We start from the raw sequence: 17128 nt of genomic DNA on the forward strand, positions 1-17128 counted from the left end.
CTCAGACCACGGTGGAGATGCAGAACGGGTGGCCGGCCGGGTCCAGCAGGACCCGCCAGCGCTCGGCGTCCGGCTGGAACTCGGGGGCGACGGCCCCCAGTTCGACCAGTCGGTCCTGCGCGGCGTTCAAGTCGTCGACGCCGAACTCCAGGTGGGCCTGCTTCCCGCCGGACTGGTCCGGCCAGCTCGGCGGCCGGTGGTCGGCCACCTGGTTGAACCCGAGCCCGGCCGCGCCCTCCTGGCCGAGCAGGACGAAGCCGTCGGTGGAGTACACGACGGGCAGGCCGGTGGCGGCGGTGTAGAAACGGGCGAGTTCGGCCGGATCCGGGCAGTCGAAGGTGACGGCGGACCATCGGAGGGCAAGTGCGGAGGTGTTTCCGGTGCTCATGGGGAAGACGCTACGACCGGACCAGGACAGGTTCGGTCCTGGTCGTGCGGCACACTGCGAAAGGTGATCACCACCTCCGCCCGGCTGCTGCGCCTGGTCTCGCTGCTGTCCACCCGCCCGTCCTGGACCTGCGGCGAACTGGCCGAACGGCTCACCGTCACCGAGCGCACGGTGCGGCGGGACATCGCCCGGCTCCGCGAACTCGGCTACGGTGTCGAGTCCGACCCCGGCCCCTGGGGCGGCTACCGGCTGCGCGCCGGGTCCCGCGTCCCGCCGCTGATCCTCGACGAGGAGGAGGCGCTCGCGGTGGCCGTCGGGCTGCGCGAGGCCGCGCTCAGCGGCGTCCTCGGCGGCGACCAGGCCGCGCTGTCGGCGCTGCTGAAACTGCGCCAGGTGCTGCCGCCGCGGATCGCCGAACGGCTGGGCGAGCTGGACACGGCGCTGGTGCACACCCCCAGGACCGGTGAACCGCCGCTCGCGCCGGGCCAGTTGCTGGAGCTGGCCGCCGCCTGCCGCGGCGGCGAACGCAGCCGCCTGACCTACCGCGACCGGCAGGGGAAGGCCACCGTCCGGGACGTCGACCCGTACCGCCTGGTCAGCACCGGCCGCCACTGGTACTTCGTCGCCCGGGACGTGGCGCGCGACCAGTGGCGGACCTTCCGCGCCGACCGGGTCGGCCGAATACGCCCCACCGGGCACCCGGTCGACATCACCGACCCGCCCGACCCGGCGCTGCTGGTCGCCGACTCGCTCGGACGCGCCAGCTACCCGCTCCACGTGACGATCCGGCTCCCGTTGCCGCTCGACCGGGCACTCGAACTGATCCCGCCGGCGGTCGGCACCCACCGCCCCGACGGCCCCGACGCCACCGTCGCCGAGATCGGCGGCCCCGACGCGGACGGCCTCGCCCGCTACCTGCTCGGCCTCGCGACACCCCTGCGCGTCCTGGCGCCCGACGAGGTCCGCGACGCCCTGCTGCGCCGCACCCGGGAGCTGCTGGAGGCCAACGAAGCCAGCGAGGGCAACGAGACCAGCGAGGGCAGCGAGATCAACGAGATCGACGAGGCCGACGCGACGGGCTGAGCCGCGCCGGCTATCCGCGCAGCGTCCCGGCCAGCAGGTCGAGCGCGGCGGCGGACGGCGAGTCGGGCTCGGCGCTGTACAGCAGGACGCGGTGGTCGCTGCCGTCCGAGGTGCGCAGGCTCTCGAAGGCGAGGTCGAGCTCGCCGACCAGCGGATGGTGGAACTGCTTGCGGCCGACGGTGCACTCGCGCACCGGGTGCCGGGCCCACAGGGCGGCGAACTCCGGGCTGTGGATGGCGAGATGGCCGACCAGTTCGGCCAGTCGACGGTCCTCCGGGTGCCGGCCGACGGTCAGTCGGAGTGCGGCGAGGGCGACCTTCGTCTCGCTCTCCCAGTGGGTGTACAGCTCCCGGGTGTGCGGGTCGAGGAACAGCAACCCGGTCAGGTTGGGGCGGTCGGCCGGACGGTCCGGGCCCGACGGGTCCAGGTGCCCGGCCAGCAGGGCGTGGCCCAGCGGGTTCCAGGCCAGCACGTCGTTGCGGCGGTCCAGGACGACGGCCGGGACGCGGTCCATCGCCGCGATCAACTGCCGGGTCGCAGGCCGGACCCGCTCCGGCCTGGGCGCGGACCCGCGGTTCGCCGGGGCCTTGCGCGGGCGGGCCAGGTCGCGCAGGTGGGCCTGCTCGTCGCGGTCCAGGCGCAGCGCCCGGGCCACCGCGTCCAGCACTCCGTCCGAGGCGTTGACGCTCTGCCCCTGTTCGAGCCGGGTGTAGTAGGTGACGCTCACCCCGGCGAGCAGCGCGAGTTCCTCGCGGCGCAGGCCCGGCACCCGGCGGCGGGTGTCCGCGGCGTTCAGCCCCACGTCCTGCGGCCGGAGCAGGGCCCGGCGGCTGCGCAGGAACTCCCCGAGAGCGGTCGAAGTGTCCATGCGCACCAGTGTGCCCGGGGAGGGGCGGGCGCGTCTGCGGCCGAGGGTGTCCCTGTCAGTGCCACCCCTCCCGAAGGTGGCCTCGGCCGGGGACTGCCTCGGTCGGGCGGATCGGAGCAGGCTCCTCCTCGAAGCGAACACCCCGAGCAGGAAGGCCGATCGACATGTCGACAGTGGAAGTACTGGGAAGCGCGGAGGCGCGGGCCGCGGAGCCGGCGCCACGGCTCGCGGGGCGGACCCTGGTGATCCTGGTGGTGCTGCTGGTCGCCCAGTTCATGCTGGCCGTGGACTTCTCCATCCTGAACGTGGCCCTGCCCGCCATCGGCACCGGCATGGGCCTGTCGATCGGCCGCCTGCAGTGGATCGCCACCGCGTTCGCCCTGCCCGCCGCCGGATTCACCCTGCTGTTCGGCCGGGTCGCGGACCTGTTCGGCCGCCGCCGGCTGTTCCTGCTCGGCCTCGCCCTGCTGGCCGCCGCCTCGCTGGCCGGCGGCCTCGCCACCGACCCGGCCGTGCTGATCGCCGCCCGCGTCGCCCAGGGCCTGGCCACCGCCGCCGTCACGCCCGCCGGACTCGCCCTGCTCACCACCGCGTTCCCCGAAGGCCCGCTCCGCGAAAGGGCGTTGGGCCTCAACGGCGCACTGATGTCGGCCGGGTTCACGGCCGGCGCGGTCCTCGGCGGCGTCCTCACCGACCTGCTGTCCTGGCGCTGGGCGTTCCTGATCAACGTCCCCGTGGCGCTCGCCGTCCTGCTGATCGCACCCCGGGTGCTCGCCGAGAGCCGCCCCGACGCCGCCGCCCGCGAACGCCTCGACCTGCCCGGCGCGATCACCGTCACCCTCGGCCTGCTCGCCCTCGTCCTCGGCCTCACCGAAGCCGGCCAGTACGGCTGGACCCACCCCGCCGCGCTGCCCGTCCTGCTGCTCGGCGTCGCCCTGCTCGGCGCCTTCCTCGCCGTCGAACGCCGCGCCGCCGCGCCGCTGGTGCCCCCCGCCGTGCTGCGCCGCCCGACCGTCCGGCTCGGCAACCTGGTCGGCCTGCTGGCGTTCCTCACCGAGACCTCGCTGGTCTTCCTGCTCACCCTGTACCTGCAGGAAGTGCTGGACTTCTCCGCCCTCGCCGCCGGTCTCTCGTTCGGCGTCCTCGGCCTCGGCACCGTCCTCGGCGGCACCCTCGCCGCCCGGGTGATCGGCCGGCTCGGCACCCGCGGCGCGCTGCTGGCCGGCGGACTCGTCCAGGCCGCCGCGACGGGCGCGCTGCTGGCGCTCGGCCCCGGCGCGGGCTGGCTGTGGCTGCTGCTGCCCGCGACCTTCCTGGGCGGCGTCGGCAACATGCTGGTGATCGTCGGCTTCATGGTCACCGCGACCGCCGGCCTCCCCGACCGCGAACAGGGCACCGCCGCCGGGCTCGCCACCATGACCCAGCAGATCGGCATCACCATGGGCACCCCGGTCATGAGCGCGATCGTGGCCGGCGCGGCCCCCGCGCACGGCGTCCTGACCGGCATCGCGATCGCCGTCCTGGCCAACACCGTGCTGGTCCTGGTCGCCGTCCTGGCCTCGACCCGCCTGCGGCAGCGGAGCTGAGCGCTTTCGCGGACGGCCGCCCCGTTGCGGGGGCGGCCGTCCGCGCGTTGAGGAGGGTGGACCCCGCTGCGGACCCCGGGTGACGGGGCTCACTTGAAATAGCCAGCGCCTGCAATTATTGTCAATGCAAGTAACGGCGTTTGCATCGAATGCTTCGCCCTTCGGCTCCACTGCAAAGGCATCGCAATGACCCTCAAGAACCTCCTCCCCGGCAAGCTCGGCTTCGGAACCGCCCCGCTCGGCAACATGTTCCGCGCGATCCCCGACGAAGAGGCCGCCGCCACCGTCCAGGCCGCCTGGGACCAGGGCATCCGCTACTTCGACACCGCCCCCTTCTACGGCGCCGGCCTCGCCGAGGAGCGCCTGGGCGAGGTGCTGTCCGCCAAGCCGCGCGACTCCTACGTGCTGTCCACCAAGGTCGGCCGGGTCATCCTGGACGAGCACGAGACCGACGTCCCCGACTTCGGCGAGAAGGGCGGCCTGTTCGAGCACGGCAACCCGAACCGGATCGTCCACGAGTGGACCGCCGACGCCACCGAGCGCTCCATCGAAGGCAGCCTCAAGCGCCTGGGAACCGACCGCCTGGACATCGTCTGGGTCCACGACATCGCCCAGGACTTCCACGGCGACGCCTGGCTGGGCAAGTTCGAGGAGGCCCGCACCGGCGCCTTCCGCGTCCTGTCCCGGCTGCGCGACGAGGGCGTCATCAAGGCCTGGGGCCTGGGCGTCAACAAGACCGAGCCGATCGAGCTGACCCTCGCCCTCGACGAGCCCCGGCCCGACGGCTTCCTGCTGGCCGGCCGCTACACCCTCCTCGACCACGAGCACGCCCTCCAGCGCCTGCTGCCGATGGCCCAGCAGCACGGCGCCGAGATGGTCGTGGGCGGCCCCTACAGCTCCGGCATCCTGGCCGGCGGCACCCACTTCGAGTACCAGCAGGCCCCCGCCGAGATCGTCGAGAAGGTCTCCCGGCTCAAGGCCCTCGCCGAGAAGCACGGCGTGTCCATCAAGGCCGCCGCCCTGCAGTTCTCCCTCGCCCACCCGGCGGCCGCCGCCGCCGTCCCCGGCGCCACCCGGCCCAGCCGGATCGCCGAGGACACCGCCGCGCTCAACGAGACCGTCCCCGCCGCGTTCTGGCACGAGCTGCGCGCCGCCGGACTGGTCAGCCCCGCCGCCCCGCTGCCCGCGGGCGCCTGAGCCCCACCCACTACCCGATCCAGGAGGATCGACCATGGCTTCCACCTCTGTCAGCCGCATCGTCCCCGCCACCCCAGAACGGGTCTGGAACCTGATCGGCGGCTTCGACGCCCTGCCCGACTGGCTGCCCTACATCCCCGAGAGCACCGCCCTCGAAGGCGGCCGCGTCCGGCGCCTGACCAACCCCGAGGGCGAGGTCATCGTCGAGCGCCTCGTCGCCTTCAACGAGGCCGAGCGGCACTACAGCTACGCCATCCTGCAGGCGCCGTTCCCGGTCGACGGCTACGTCTCGACCATCCGGGTCCACGCCGTCCCCGGCCGCGACGACCTCGCCGAGGTCCAGTGGTCCGGCCGCTTCAACCCCGTGGACGCCACCGAGCAGCAGGTCGTCGACCTGTTCACCGGCATCTACGCCGACGGCCTCGACGCCCTGCACACCACCCTCGCCGGCTGACGCCACGCCTCCACCCGCACGGCCCGGACACGCCCCCGCGTGGCCGGGCCGCGGCATGTCCACGCAGCTCCGAGGGGTGGGTGGCCGGGACGGGAGCAACGGCGGGGCTACACTGGGCGGCGGTCGTGGCACCCGTGCGCGTCCGGAGCGTACGGAGGTGAGAGCAGTGGAGTGCAGTAGTCCGGGCCGAAGTCGGCCCCGCTCCGGGAAGTTCTCACCCACTCACGGCCCCCGGAACCCCCGCCCGCGCACCACCCGCTGAACGCCTCGCGTTCCCCGGGCCTCCTGCCGCGCGGACGGCCGTCCAGGGCCGGCCGTCCCCCTCGCCACCGCGCGGCGTGACGGACCCAGACCCGTGGAGGTACCCGCCATGTCCGACTGGCGTGTGCGCGCCGTGCGCGCGAGCAAGCGACCGTTCAACCGCAGCCCCCGGCTCGTCGCCGACCACTCCGCGGCCCCCGAGCACTCCATGGACCCACGCTCCGAGCAGAACACCGACGACCGCGAACCCGCCTCGGTGGAGCGCTCCGTGGTCGACGCCGCCGTCTACCGCGACGGCCGCCGGATAGCGGCCCCCGCCGGCCTCGCCGAGATCTACCGCGAACTCCCGGGCAAGCCCGGCACCATGGCCTGGATCGGCCTCTACCGCCCCGCCGAGTCCCAACTCGTCGAAGCCGCCGAGAAGTTCGACCTGCACGAACTCGCCATCGAGGACGCCATCGTCGCCCACCAGCGCCCCAAGCTGGAACGCTACGGCGACACCCTCTTCGTCGTGCTGCGCGCCGCCCGCTACCTCGACGACGTCGAAGAGGTCGACTTCGGCGAGATCCACCTCTTCGTCGGCCCCGACTTCGTGGTGACCGTCCGCCACTCCCAGTCGCCCGACCTCTCGATGATCCGCGGCCGCCTCGAAGCCGACCCCGACCTGCTCGCCCTCGGCCCCGAGGCCGTCCTCTACGCCGTGCTGGACGCCGTCGTCGACGGCTACGCCCCCGTCATCGCCGGCCTCCAGCACGACATCGACGAGATCGAGACCGAGGTCTTCGGCGGCGACCCCCGGGTCTCCCGCCGCATCTACGAACTCTCCCGCGAGGTCATCGAACTCCAGCGCGCCACCGGCCCCCTCCTGGAGATCATGCGCGCCCTCGAAGCCGGCTTCCAGAAGTACCGCACCGACGAGGAGCTCCAGCGCTACCTCCGCGACGTCGCCGACCACGCCACCTACGCCGCCGAGCGCGTCGACGGCTTCCGCCAGATGCTCCAGAACATCCTCACCGTCAACGCCACCCTGGTCTCCCAGCGCCAGAACGAGGAGATGAAGCAACTCGCCGAAGCCGGCCACGCCCAGAACGACGAGATCAAGAAGATCTCCTCCTGGGCCGCCATCCTGTTCGCCCCCACCCTCATCGGCACCGTCTACGGCATGAACTTCGACGAAATGCCGGAACTCCACTGGATGTTCGGCTACCCCTTCGCCGTCGGCCTGATGGGCGTGGTCTGCGTCAGCCTCTACCTCGTCTTCAAGAAGCGCGACTGGCTGTAGCGGGACCGGTCGGCCGTCAGAGTGTCCAGTCCGGGCAGTACTGGACGTGGAGGCGGCCGGCGACGGGGGAGCGCGGGGTGGGGTACTTGCGCCAGGGGCCGGCGTCGAGTTCGGTGCAGTGGTGGACGGCGGGCCAGGTGTGGTGGTCGGCGGGGGCCTCGGTGAGGAGGGTGTGGAGGCCGACGCCCTCGAAGCGGAAGGCGGCGGGGCTGCCGGTGACGACCAGGGTGCGGGCGGCGCGGTCGAAGCGCAGGTGGTCGTGGACGCCCCGGCCGTGGCGGCGGGCTTCGGGGTACTCGGCGGGGAAGTCCGGGTCCGGCGTGGCGGTGGTGTGGGGGCGGCCGGGGCCGAGGCGGGCGCGCAGGGACTTCCAGTCGGCGGGGCGGAACTGGAGGCTGTGGTGGACCAGCAGGAGGTCCAGGGCGACCGGCGTGATCTCGTTCGAGAGGGCGTCCTGGTAGCCGGCCGGGGCGGGTTGGGCGCGCAGCGGCAGGTGGACCAGGGAGTGCGCGGAGCGGGTGGCCAGAGACCAGACGGCGGTCAGTCGGGCCAGGCCGTCGCGGTCGGCGAACATGTCCAGGCAGTAGTGGCGGTCGTACAGGGCGATCCGTCCGGGTCCGTCGGCGGCCCGGATCACCCGGTACTCGGTCGGCCCCGTCCGGATGTGCTGGACCGTCACCCGCTGCTGCATCGATCTCCCCGTGGTGGTTGGCAGATCGGACTCTAGCGGGTGACGGAGCGGCGCTCACCAGGGTTTTCAGCCGGCCGGGACGACCAGCGCCAGGTCCCCGTCGAGACGGCGGTAGAGCAGGCGGCCGCGGTGGGTGACGGGGTCGGCGAAGAAGAGGTAGGGGAGTTCGGCGGCGGTGAGCCGGGCCGCGGCCTGGCGGTCCGTCAGGGGCGGGGCCGGGTGCGGGCTGAGGGTGAGCGGGGTGGCGGGTCGCTGCGGCGGCGCCGCGGGCCGGGTGCGGGCCAGCCGGTAGCCGGTGGGGCCGACCCGGTGGACGACGGCGTCGGTCTCGGTCGCCGGGTCGGTGAACAGGTGGATGTCGTAGTCCATCGCGTCCAGGGTGCGGACCGCCGCGTCGGGCGAACACCACACCAGCGGTGCGGACTTGACCCGGACGATGCGTTCGCTGCCGGTGGTCGGCACGCCGATCGCGCGGTCGCCCGCGGACGGCCAGGGCCGCGGCCGCCAGCTCGCGGAGACGGCGCGGATGCGCCGGCCCAGCCCGTCGGCGAGCCGGTCGGCGGCCTCGCCGATGTTGCGCGCGGCCAGTTGGACCCGGACCCGGCGCCCGTCGACCTCGGCGTTGACCTGGGCGAGCACCCGTCCCGGTGCGCCGGCCAGGCGGATCCGGACGGCTTCGACCAGCGCGGAGGCGTCCTGCGTGACCGCGGCGATCCGGGTCCGGGCGAGAGCGGCCGCCTCGCCCGGCAGGCCGCCCGGGTGCAGGGTGATCGACTCGGCGACGTCCATGGCTGTGCTTCCTCCGGGGGAGAGCGGGGTCAGTGCGGGCGGGTGCGGTTCAGGGCGACCAGCAGGATCAGCAGGCACAGTCCGACGGACCCGGCGACGGTCACCACCGCGGAGCCGGTCGGCCCCGGGTTTCCGGCCAGCAGGGTGGCGGCGGCGGTGGCGGCGGCGACCGCGAGCCCGCCGGTCACCCAGCCGACGGCGGCGGCGGAGGGCCGCACGCCCCGGACGGTGGGCAGCTCGTACGGCGACAGGCCCCAGGCGCGGTCCTGTTCGCGCCGGTCGGCGCGCCGCTCGGAGGCGGCGAGGACCCGCAGCGCCGCACCCGACAGCGCGCCGGTGAGGGCCGCGCCGAGCGGAACGTGCCAGCTGAGCGGGGTGGTGAGCAGCAGCGCGGCGGCGGCCAGGCCGCTCCACCAGAGCAGGCAGCCGGTGGCGGCGAGCCGGACGGCGCGCGGGCGGTCGGCGCCGGCCCGCAGGTCGAGCAGCGCGGGCAGGTACCAGGCGCTGCCGGCGGCGGTGAGTGCGGCGGTGCCGAGGGCCAGGACGGGGTGGGCCATGGCGGGTCCTCCAGGGCTGAGGGATGCCGTCCCCGCCCCGCCCGGGCCGGGAGAGGGGGCGGGGCGGGGACGGCGGTCGATGAACCGTCGGCCGGGCCGACGGGAGGGTGGGCCGGCCGGTCAGTCCTCGGACGAGGACGCGGCGAGCCGACGGCGTTCGCGCTCCGGCAGGTCGAGCTTGGCCGGGGTGACGTCGCCGAGGTGCGGCGCCGGCTTGCCGTGGTTCTCCAGGTAGTCCAGCGCGGCGATCTCCGGGTGGTGGAGGTCGAACGCCGGGGACTCGGAGCGGACCTTCGGCAGCTTGGTGAAGTTGTGCCGCGGCGGCGGGCAGGAGGTCGCCCACTCCAGCGAACGGCCCCAGCCCCAGGGGTCGTCCTCCTGGACCTTCGGCGCGTACTTGGCGGTCTTCCAGACGTTGTAGAGGAACGGCAGGATCGACAGGCCGAGCAGGAACGAGCCGATGGTGGAGATCATGTTGAGGGTGGTGAAGCCGTCCGCGGCCAGGTAGTCGGCGTAGCGGCGGGGCATGCCCTCGGCGCCGAGCCAGTGCTGGACCAGGAAGGTGGTGTGGAAGCCGATGGTCAGAGTCCAGAAGGTGATCTTGCCGAGGCGCTCGTCCAGCATCTTGCCGGTGAACTTCGGCCACCAGAAGTGGAAGCCGGCGAACATCGCGTACACCACGGTGCCGAACAGCGTGTAGTGGAAGTGCGCGACGACGAAGTACGAGTCGGAGACGTGGAAGTCCAGCACCGGCGCGGCCAGCAGGACGCCCGTCAGGCCGCCGAACAGGAAGGTGACCAGGAAGCCCGTCGCCCACAGCATCGGCGTCTCGAAGGACAGCGAGCCCTTCCACATGGTGCCGACCCAGTTGAAGAACTTCACACCGGTCGGGACCGCGATCAGGAAGGTCATGAACGAGAAGAACGGCAGCAACACCTGGCCGGTCACGTACATGTGGTGCGCCCACACCGTCACCGAGAGGCCGGCGATGGCGATGGTCGCGGCGATCAGGCCGGAGTAGCCGAACATCGGCTTGCGGCTGAACACCGGGACGATCTCCGAGACGATGCCGAAGAACGGCAGCGCCAGGATGTACACCTCGGGGTGGCCGAAGAACCAGAACAGGTGCTGCCACAGCATCGGCCCGCCGTTCATCGGGTCGAAGACGTGCGACCCGAACTTGCGGTCCATCTCCAGGGCGAGCAGCGCGGCCGCCAGCACCGGGAAGACCATCAGCACGAGCAGCGAGGTCAGCAGCACGTTCCAGGCGAAGATCGACATCCGGAACATGGTCATGCCGGGGGCGCGCATGCAGATGATCGTGGTGATGAAGTTGACCGCGCCGAGCACGCTGCCGAAGCCGCTGAACGCCACACCCATGATCCACATGTCGGCGCCGACGCCGGGGGAGTGGATGGCGTCGGACAGCGGCGCGTAGGCGAACCAGCCGAAGTCGGCCGCGCCCTGCGGGGTGAGGAAGCCGGCCGCCGCGATCAGCGAGCCGAACATGAACATCCAGTACGACAGCATGTTCAGCCGCGGGAACGCCACGTCGGGCGCGCCGATCTGCAGCGGCATGATCCAGTTCGCGAAGCCGGTGAACAGCGGCATCGCGAACAGCAGCAGCATCACCGAGCCGTGCATGGTGAACGCCTGGTTGAACTGCTCGTTGGAGAGGATCTGCGTCCCCGGGCGGGCCAGCTCCGCCCGCATCACCAACGCCAGCACGCCGCCGATCAGGAAGAACGCGAATGCGCTGACCAGATACATCGTGCCGATCGTCTTGTGATCGGTTGTGGTGAGCATCCGCACTATCGCGCTGCCCGGTGTGCGTCGTGGAGCGGCCTCGGCCGCCCCCCGACTCGCCTCGATGGCAGCCATCGGCCGCCCTCCTTCGTCCTTGCCGAACCTGGTGGCGCCACCGCCCGACGGACCGTCACCTGCCATGACAGGAGACCGGTGACGTCCGGGGCGGGCGGCGGCGCAGTGCCGGACCACCCGGTCCACGGGGTGCTTCCGGGGAGTGGAGCACCCCCGCCGAGCGGTGGCGATCCATGCTCGTTCGCGGACGGGTCGCGACCCCAGGGCCGATGGTCCCGCCGCGGGCGGCCGGGCGTCCCCGGTCCGCAGGCCCTCCCGCGCCGAACGGCCCGGGAGCGGGAGGGACTGACGGACCACCAGGTCAGGACGCCGGAAGGGCCCGAACGCGGCTCGCGGGGACGCCGCCGGGGAACGGGCGGGACGGCTCCTGGCGCCGCGGGAACGCGAACGGGCGTCGCAGGGACGCCCGTTGGGTGCGCAGGGACGCGGACCGGCCCGGTGCCTCGCGCGGACGGGGCGTCAGGCGTCCGGGCGGGGCGTCAGACCGCGGGGCGTCAGGCGGCTGCGCGTCAGGCCGCGGCGCGGTGCGCGACGTGGTGCGCGACGTGGTGCGGGTGATGGCTGCGGGCGTCCGCGCCGTGCAGCGTGCGCAGGCCCGCCATCAGCAGCGCCGGGTCCTGGCGCAGCCAGAGTCGGACCGCCGCGCCCAGCGCCGCGCACGGGGAGGCCGGGCGGACGCCGCTCAGGTCGGTCATCCGGTCGACCAGCGCGGGCAGCAGCTCGGCGAGCTCCGGCGGCAGCCACACCGTCACCGCGCAGGGCGCGAACCGCCGCAGCTCGTCGGCGAGTTGGGGAGTGCCGCCGGTGAGGACGGCGGGCAGGACGTCCAGCAGGGCGTCCGCCACCACCTCGGACACGTCGCCGCGGTGTCCGTGCGCCAGCCGCCGTAGCAGCGTCCGGTCGGCGGTGGTGAGCCGGACAGCCAGCATGACCTCGTCGGATTCCATTGCTCGGCCTCTCCGGGCGCTCGCGCCCAACCGACCGGCCCGCCGCGTGCGGACCGGACACAGCCAACGCTGACCTGTTGACCTGGGTGTCACTGTCCCCAAGCCGGAAACGGCGGGGGAAGGGCCGAACGGCCCCGTTCGCCGGGGCCTGACGGCGGCCCCACCCGGCCGGACCGCAGCCCACCGCGACCTACTGCGGTCCGGCCGCCGGAAACGGCCGCCGGAAACGGCCGCCGGAAACGGGCGGCCGGACCGGACGGTTGCCGCAGCGGTCGGGGGCTACCGCGAGACGCCGGTCGACCCGTCGTAGCGGATCCGGTGGCCCGGCACACCCGCGTCCAGCAGCAGCGAACGGGCCCCGGCGACCATCCCGGACGGGCCGCTGAGCAGCGCCAGCCCCGGCACGCTCTGGTGACCGCGGAGCAGCGCCGCCAGGCCCTCCAGGTCCGGTCCGAGCATCGGGGTCAGCTCCAACCAGGAACGGTTGGCGGCCAGTTCGACCAGCGCCGGCCAGTCGTACAGGTCGTCCCGGCCGCGCGCCGCGACCACCAGCCGCACCCGCCGGCCACGGGCCCGGTGCGCCGCGGCGAACTCCTCCACCAGTGCCTTCATCGGAGCCAGGCCCGTTCCGCCGCCGACCAGCAGCAGATCGCGGTGGACGTCCGAGCCTTCGAGGTCCAGCGAGAGCGAGCCGCGCGGCGGCCCGACCCGGATCTGGTCGCCGACGCCCGTGCCCTCCACCAGTGCCGCGCTCACCCCGCCGGGCGAGGTCCGGCGGACGTGGAACTCCAGCACCCGGTCCTCGCGCGGTGCGCACGCCACCGAGTACGTCCGCCAGGTGTGCGGCAGCAGCGGTGACTCCAGCGCTGCGTACTGGCCCGCCCGGTACGGGTACGGCTCGCCGGTGCGCACCCGCAGCACCGCCAGGTCCGGGCGCCGCCGCTCGTGCCCGACCACCTCGCCGTGCCAGAACGGCGGCTCGGTGGCCGCGCCCTCCGCGCCCGCGACCATCGCCGCCACCGCGAACCGCAGCATCCGGATCCAGGCCGCCTCGACCTGCCCGGTCCACAGCTGCCCGCCGCGCACCCGCAGCGCGCTGATCAGCGACTCCTCGAATGCCTCGTAGTGCGCGGGCCACACCCCGAGCTTGCGGTGGTCCGCGCCCAACGCCCGCAGTCGCGCGTCGAGTTCGACCGGCCGGTCGAGGTGGTCGATCAGGTGCTGGAACATGTGCGCCAGGTGCTGGCGCTGGAAGTCCATCGACTCCGGGAACAGCCGCCGCAGGTACGGCCGCCGGACGAACATCGCGTCGTACAGCACCTCGATCAGTGCGTCGAACGGAAGCAGCGGCGCGAGGTGACGGAGGATCAAGTCCCGGTCGCCGGGTTCCGGTGGCTCCACCGCGGGCCCCTGCGGGGCGGACGACCGGCCGGTCGGGGCCAGGATGCTGCGGCGCAATCGCATCGCGTGGTGGCGGGCGAGCAGTCGATCGTACTCCGGGCTGAACGCGTCCTCGTCGTAGGAGCCGGCGGTGGTGGGGGTGGCGGTGCGCGGGCGCGTGGCGCCGCTGCTGATGTACTCCATGAACGTCAGGTTAACCACCCGCGAAGGCGAGTTGATCATGGACTGTTCGGCCGCCCGAAGGGGGGACGTTCGGCCCTTGACCTGGTGCGATGCGCATTGCCGCAGGCCCGTCGGAGGCCTCGGGAGAGGCATCCGACGGGCCCGCGGCGCGAGCTTCTCAGGCAGTGGCGACGGCCGGGACGCGGCGACGGAGCAGGGAGCCCAGCGCCAACCCGCCCGGTCCGACGGCAGCGATCAGCAGGAACGCCCAGCAGAACATCGCGGCCGACTCGCCGCCGTTCTGGATCGGCCACAGCGCGTGCTCCTGGTGCACGCTGAAGTACGCGTACGCCATCGAACCCGAGCACAGCAGCGCCGCCGGGCGGACCGCGACGCCCGCCAACACCAGGATGCCGCCGGCCAGTTGAATCAGCGCGGCCCACCAGCCCGGCCACTCCCCGACCTGCGGGGCCTTGCCGTGCGGGCCGCCGAGCACCCCGAACAGGGTGGCCGCGCCGTGGCAGGCGAACAGCAGCGACACGACGATCCGGGCCAGGCCGAGCACCGTGGGGCGGGCCCGATCGGCGAGCCGCGACAACTCTTCGAACATGTGTGAACTCCTCGTGTGGGGGCGAGACGGTTGACGACCGGCTGCAGGGAGCCCACCGGAGAGGGGAACAGGTCGGAACCCGCCCCCGATTTGACGAAGTGGCGACAATTCTGACGGTGGGTCAGGGTGGCGGCCAAGCGCCCCCAGCTATGAGATTCCTATGAGTGCGGGCGCCCTGCGCGGCCCGGGAAGGTGGGCGGCCGCGAGGGTGTGTCCTACGCTGGGCAGCATGTCGAACCTCGATGGGTTGCTCGTGGACATCGCCGCGATGGTCGAGTCCGAGCACAGCAACCAGATGTCCCTCACGGTGGTCGTCCCCGGCGCCGTGATCACCGGTCGGCTGGCCCCGGTGGCCCTGTGGTGGGAACGCGTGGCCGACGTCCTCCAGGCCTCCGACCACCTGAAGCCCTTCGCCGCCCTCTTCGCCCAGCCCACCGCCGGCCCCCCGGCCCGCCCCACCCACCTCCACCTGCACCGGGCGAGGATCCTCCAGGGCGACTTCGGCCTCCCGCACACCGGCGGCATGTACCGCATCGCCATCGGAGACATCAGCGCCTGGTCGGTCGGCGACCTGAGCTACTCCGACGCCTGAGCTACTCCGACGCCTGAGCTGCGCCGGAACCTTGCCCCGCGGCGGCACGGCGGTGCGACGGCACGGTGGCGCGGCGGCGCTGCTCGGCCGGCCGGCACCGACGTCGGTGCCGGTCGCGGGGTCGGCCTGGGGGAGGGCGGCGGGCGGGCCCGGCAGGATCCGGAGGGCCGTGCCGTCGGCGAACACCCCTGCACCCATGCCGACCCCGTCGGCTGCCCCACTTCCGCGACCTTGGCCGCCGCCCGTGCCGGCCTGCCAACTCCGTTCCGGGAACGACCGGTTGAAGCTACAAATCGCCCCGTCCCAGTCGGGCGACCAGGTCCACCACGCGGCCCGCGCCGTCCTCCTTCGCCATCCGGGCGGCGGCCGCGGCCGCGCACTCCCGGTGGGGCGGGTCGGTGACGGCCTGTCGGATCGCCGACGCCAGGCGCTCCGCGGTGAGGTCGCGGAACGGGATCGGCGCCACCGCCGCCCCGATCGCCGTCAACCGCCGCGCCCAGAACGGCTGATCGGCCGTCACAGGGACGGGAACGGAGGGCGCTCCCGCGCGGAGCGTCGCCGCCGCCGTGCCCGCGCCCGCATGGTGGACGACGGCCGCCACGCGCGGGAACAGGGCGGCGTGGTCGAGCTGCCCCACCGTCAGGACGTCCTCCGCGTCCGCCGTCAGCCCCGCCCAGCCGGCCTGGAGGATCCCCCGCTGCCCGGCCGCGCGCAGCGCCTCCACCGCGAGGCGGCCCAGGTGTTCGCCCTGGCCCGCGCCCATGCTGCCGAAGCCGATGAACACCGGCGCCGGGCCGGCCGCGAGGAACTCCTCGACCTGGTCCGGGAGTTCACCCGACCCGACCGGCCACCAGTTGCCCACCACCGCCAACCCCGGCCGCCAGTCCGCGGGTCGGCGCACCAGCGCCGTGCTGAAGCCGTGCAGGGCCGGCCACTGCTCGCCGACCAGTCTGCGGCGCATCTCCGGCCCGGAGAGCGGCGGCAGGTCGAGCCGGGCCCGCAGCTGCGCCACGGCGTCCCGGTGCAGGCGGTCGACGACCCCCAGCGCGGCCCGCCCCGCCGCCCGGTTCCCCCACCGGCCGAGCGACCTGGTGCCGCCCACCACCGGCCCGAACTCACCGGTGGGCTCCACCGGTTGGAGATACACCCCCGCACTGGCCGTCCCCAGCGCCTCCGCCACGTGCCACCCCAGCGGCGCCGTCGAGGTGGACAGCAGCAGCACGTCCGCCCCCGGCTCGGCCGCCTGCGCGATCCCCTGTCCCAGCTCCCCGACGAACTCCTTCGCCCGGCGCAGCATCCCGCCCTTCCCACCGCCGTCCTTCCCGCCGCCGCCCTGCGGGTCGCCGGGCAGCAGTCGGAACTCCAGCCCGCACCGCTCCACGGTCTCCGCGTAGCTGCCGTGCGTCGCCAGCGCGACCTCGTGCCCCGCCTCGGCCAGCCGAACGCCGAGCCCCGTGTACGGTGCGACGTCGCCGTGCGAGCCCGCCGCCGTGACCAGAATCCGCATCTCTTCTCAACCCTCCATCGTGCGACGGGCGTTGGCCTCGATCGCGACATGCAGGAACCGGGCCAGCCCGGGCAGCTGCTCGGACGGCGGCACGAGCATCGCGAACGCCCGCGGATCGGTCAGGTAGTCCGCCGCGATCAACCGGTGCGCCTCCGGCGGACACGGCGTGAACCACCGCTCCACATGCGCCCGGTGCTGCTCCGCCAGGTCCATCGCCCGCTCACCGTCGGCCGGTTGGCCGTCCTCGAACGCGACGATCAACTCCCGCCGCCACTCCGTCGATTCGGCCATCAGCTGCCGCCAGTCCGCCTTGCTGTGCCGGGCCGCCCGCTCCATCGACTCCCGCTGCCGCGGACTGTCCGCCCACTTCAGCTGCGCGTCCGTCGCGTAGCTCAGATCCCAGCGGACCTCGCCGAAGATGTCGAACCGCTCCTCCGGCGAGAGTCGCACACCGGTCCGCTCCACCTCGATGGCCTGCTCGGCGACCTCCACCAGTTTCTGCAAGGTGGCGATCTGCTCGTTGAGTTGGCGGTGCCGTTCCTTCAGGTGGCTCAGCGCGGTCGCCCGCGGGTCGGCGAGGATGCTCCGGATCTCCTCGATCGGAAACCCCAACTCCCGGTAGAAGAGGATCTGTTGGAGCCGTGCCAAATCCCGGTCGTTGTACAGCCGGTACCCCGCCGCACTTCGCTCGCTCGGCGACAGCAACCCCTCCCGGTCGTAGTAGTGCAACGTCCGCACCGTCACCCCGGCGAACCCCGCCACCTGCCCCACCGAAAAGCTCGCACCCTGCTCGGCCACGCCCGTTCTCCCTTCGAACGCCCCCATGCTGAACCCTGACGCCAGGAGAGGGTCAACCCGGGACCGGCCGCCGC

General features: G+C 73.4%; 17 protein-coding genes. 6 read left to right on the forward strand and 11 right to left on the reverse strand.

Going from position 1 to position 17128, the window contains the following annotated elements; translation table 11 throughout:
* Position 1 precedes the first annotated feature (1 nt).
* A complete protein-coding gene (locus ACI1MP_RS33600; protein ID WP_380337324.1) occupies positions 2-388 on the reverse strand; it encodes a VOC family protein in 387 nt (128 codons plus the stop codon).
* Between the two features lie 63 nt (positions 389-451).
* Between ACI1MP_RS33600 and ACI1MP_RS33605 the strand changes: the two genes are divergently transcribed.
* Positions 452-1471 (forward strand): helix-turn-helix transcriptional regulator, encoded by a 1020-nt coding sequence (locus tag ACI1MP_RS33605; protein ID WP_380337326.1) that lies wholly within the window; start codon positions 452-454, stop codon positions 1469-1471.
* 10 nt (positions 1472-1481) lie between these two features.
* On the opposite strand, the gene ACI1MP_RS33610 is transcribed toward ACI1MP_RS33605, so the two are convergent.
* Complete coding sequence (locus tag ACI1MP_RS33610) at positions 1482-2339, reverse strand: helix-turn-helix domain-containing protein (protein WP_380337328.1); 858 nt, start codon at positions 2337-2339, stop codon at positions 1482-1484.
* A 164-nt stretch (positions 2340-2503) separates the two neighbouring features.
* On the opposite strand from ACI1MP_RS33610, the gene ACI1MP_RS33615 reads away from it, so the two are divergent.
* The 4 genes from ACI1MP_RS33615 to ACI1MP_RS33630 all read left to right on the forward strand — a co-directional run bounded on the left by ACI1MP_RS33615 (position 2504) and on the right by ACI1MP_RS33630 (position 7119).
* Entirely contained in the window at positions 2504-3925 is a 1422-nt protein-coding gene (locus tag ACI1MP_RS33615) for an MFS transporter (RefSeq protein WP_380337330.1), read from the forward strand.
* Positions 3926-4111: 186 nt separating this feature from the next.
* Positions 4112-5122 carry an aldo/keto reductase gene (locus tag ACI1MP_RS33620; RefSeq protein WP_380337333.1) on the forward strand — a complete coding sequence of 337 codons (1011 nt, stop codon included), beginning with the start codon at positions 4112-4114 and terminating at the stop codon, positions 5120-5122.
* Between the two features lie 34 nt (positions 5123-5156).
* Entirely contained in the window at positions 5157-5576 is a 420-nt protein-coding gene (locus ACI1MP_RS33625) for an SRPBCC family protein (protein ID WP_387994930.1), read from the forward strand.
* 370 nt (positions 5577-5946) lie between these two features.
* Positions 5947-7119 carry a magnesium and cobalt transport protein CorA gene (locus tag ACI1MP_RS33630; protein ID WP_100585544.1) on the forward strand — a complete coding sequence of 391 codons (1173 nt, stop codon included), beginning with the start codon at positions 5947-5949 and terminating at the stop codon, positions 7117-7119.
* Between the two features lie 16 nt (positions 7120-7135).
* Here the strand turns inward: ACI1MP_RS33630 and ACI1MP_RS33635 are convergent, their stop codons facing one another.
* The 7 genes from ACI1MP_RS33635 to ACI1MP_RS33665 all read right to left on the reverse strand — a co-directional run bounded on the left by ACI1MP_RS33635 (position 7136) and on the right by ACI1MP_RS33665 (position 14157).
* The gene (locus ACI1MP_RS33635) at positions 7136-7810 is read right to left on the reverse strand and encodes a hypothetical protein (RefSeq protein ID WP_404870326.1); all 675 of its coding nucleotides are present in this window, start codon (positions 7808-7810) and stop codon (positions 7136-7138) included.
* A gap of 66 nt (positions 7811-7876) precedes the next feature.
* Positions 7877-8599 carry a sigma 54 modulation/S30EA ribosomal C-terminal domain-containing protein gene (locus ACI1MP_RS33640; RefSeq protein WP_043907850.1) on the reverse strand — a complete coding sequence of 241 codons (723 nt, stop codon included), beginning with the start codon at positions 8597-8599 and terminating at the stop codon, positions 7877-7879.
* Positions 8600-8628: 29 nt separating this feature from the next.
* Positions 8629-9156 (reverse strand): hypothetical protein, encoded by a 528-nt coding sequence (locus ACI1MP_RS33645; RefSeq protein WP_189277565.1) that lies wholly within the window; start codon positions 9154-9156, stop codon positions 8629-8631.
* Between the two features lie 120 nt (positions 9157-9276).
* The gene (gene ctaD / locus ACI1MP_RS33650) at positions 9277-11037 is read right to left on the reverse strand and encodes a cytochrome c oxidase subunit I (RefSeq protein WP_380337343.1); all 1761 of its coding nucleotides are present in this window, start codon (positions 11035-11037) and stop codon (positions 9277-9279) included.
* 509 nt (positions 11038-11546) lie between these two features.
* A complete protein-coding gene (locus tag ACI1MP_RS33655) occupies positions 11547-11984 on the reverse strand; it encodes a hypothetical protein (protein ID WP_387994924.1) in 438 nt (145 codons plus the stop codon).
* A gap of 279 nt (positions 11985-12263) precedes the next feature.
* On the reverse strand, positions 12264-13568 hold the full coding sequence (locus ACI1MP_RS33660) for a globin domain-containing protein (protein ID WP_404870327.1): 1305 nt from the start codon (positions 13566-13568) through the stop codon (positions 12264-12266).
* A 157-nt stretch (positions 13569-13725) separates the two neighbouring features.
* Complete coding sequence (locus ACI1MP_RS33665) at positions 13726-14157, reverse strand: DoxX family protein (RefSeq protein WP_043907846.1); 432 nt, start codon at positions 14155-14157, stop codon at positions 13726-13728.
* Positions 14158-14386: 229 nt separating this feature from the next.
* On the opposite strand from ACI1MP_RS33665, the gene ACI1MP_RS33670 reads away from it, so the two are divergent.
* The gene (locus ACI1MP_RS33670) at positions 14387-14749 is read left to right on the forward strand and encodes a hypothetical protein (RefSeq protein WP_380337353.1); all 363 of its coding nucleotides are present in this window, start codon (positions 14387-14389) and stop codon (positions 14747-14749) included.
* A gap of 286 nt (positions 14750-15035) precedes the next feature.
* Here ACI1MP_RS33670 and ACI1MP_RS33675 read toward each other — a convergent pair whose 3' ends face one another.
* Positions 15036-16256 (reverse strand): glycosyltransferase, encoded by a 1221-nt coding sequence (locus tag ACI1MP_RS33675; RefSeq protein ID WP_404870328.1) that lies wholly within the window; start codon positions 16254-16256, stop codon positions 15036-15038.
* A gap of 6 nt (positions 16257-16262) precedes the next feature.
* Complete coding sequence (locus ACI1MP_RS33680; RefSeq protein ID WP_404870329.1) at positions 16263-17054, reverse strand: MerR family transcriptional regulator; 792 nt, start codon at positions 17052-17054, stop codon at positions 16263-16265.
* Positions 17055-17128: the final 74 nt, after the last annotated feature.

Origin of the sequence: Kitasatospora griseola, from assembly GCF_044999035.1 — a bacterium.
Classification (GTDB): domain Bacteria; phylum Actinomycetota; class Actinomycetes; order Streptomycetales; family Streptomycetaceae; genus Kitasatospora; species Kitasatospora griseola.

Excerpts from the sequence above, each read along its gene's own strand:
- ACI1MP_RS33655 (WP_387994924.1), bottom strand. The coding sequence starts at position 11,984 with ATGGAATCCGACGAGGTCATGCTGGCTGTCCGGCTCACCACCGCCGAC.
- ACI1MP_RS33610 (WP_380337328.1), bottom strand. The coding sequence starts at position 2,339 with ATGGACACTTCGACCGCTCTCGGGGAGTTCCTGCGCAGCCGCCGGGCC.
- ACI1MP_RS33640 (WP_043907850.1), bottom strand. The coding sequence starts at position 8,599 with ATGGACGTCGCCGAGTCGATCACCCTGCACCCGGGCGGCCTGCCGGGC.
- ACI1MP_RS33630 (WP_100585544.1), top strand. The coding sequence starts at position 5,947 with ATGTCCGACTGGCGTGTGCGCGCCGTGCGCGCGAGCAAGCGACCGTTC.
- ctaD (WP_380337343.1), bottom strand. The coding sequence starts at position 11,037 with ATGGCTGCCATCGAGGCGAGTCGGGGGGCGGCCGAGGCCGCTCCACGA.
- ACI1MP_RS33670 (WP_380337353.1), top strand. The coding sequence starts at position 14,387 with ATGTCGAACCTCGATGGGTTGCTCGTGGACATCGCCGCGATGGTCGAG.
- ACI1MP_RS33620 (WP_380337333.1), top strand. The coding sequence starts at position 4,112 with ATGACCCTCAAGAACCTCCTCCCCGGCAAGCTCGGCTTCGGAACCGCC.
- ACI1MP_RS33665 (WP_043907846.1), bottom strand. The coding sequence starts at position 14,157 with ATGTTCGAAGAGTTGTCGCGGCTCGCCGATCGGGCCCGCCCCACGGTG.
- ACI1MP_RS33600 (WP_380337324.1), bottom strand. The coding sequence starts at position 388 with ATGAGCACCGGAAACACCTCCGCACTTGCCCTCCGATGGTCCGCCGTC.
- ACI1MP_RS33660 (WP_404870327.1), bottom strand. The coding sequence starts at position 13,568 with ATGGAGTACATCAGCAGCGGCGCCACGCGCCCGCGCACCGCCACCCCC.
- ACI1MP_RS33675 (WP_404870328.1), bottom strand. The coding sequence starts at position 16,256 with ATGCGGATTCTGGTCACGGCGGCGGGCTCGCACGGCGACGTCGCACCG.
- ACI1MP_RS33615 (WP_380337330.1), top strand. The coding sequence starts at position 2,504 with ATGTCGACAGTGGAAGTACTGGGAAGCGCGGAGGCGCGGGCCGCGGAG.
- ACI1MP_RS33635 (WP_404870326.1), bottom strand. The coding sequence starts at position 7,810 with ATGCAGCAGCGGGTGACGGTCCAGCACATCCGGACGGGGCCGACCGAG.
- ACI1MP_RS33645 (WP_189277565.1), bottom strand. The coding sequence starts at position 9,156 with ATGGCCCACCCCGTCCTGGCCCTCGGCACCGCCGCACTCACCGCCGCC.
- ACI1MP_RS33625 (WP_387994930.1), top strand. The coding sequence starts at position 5,157 with ATGGCTTCCACCTCTGTCAGCCGCATCGTCCCCGCCACCCCAGAACGG.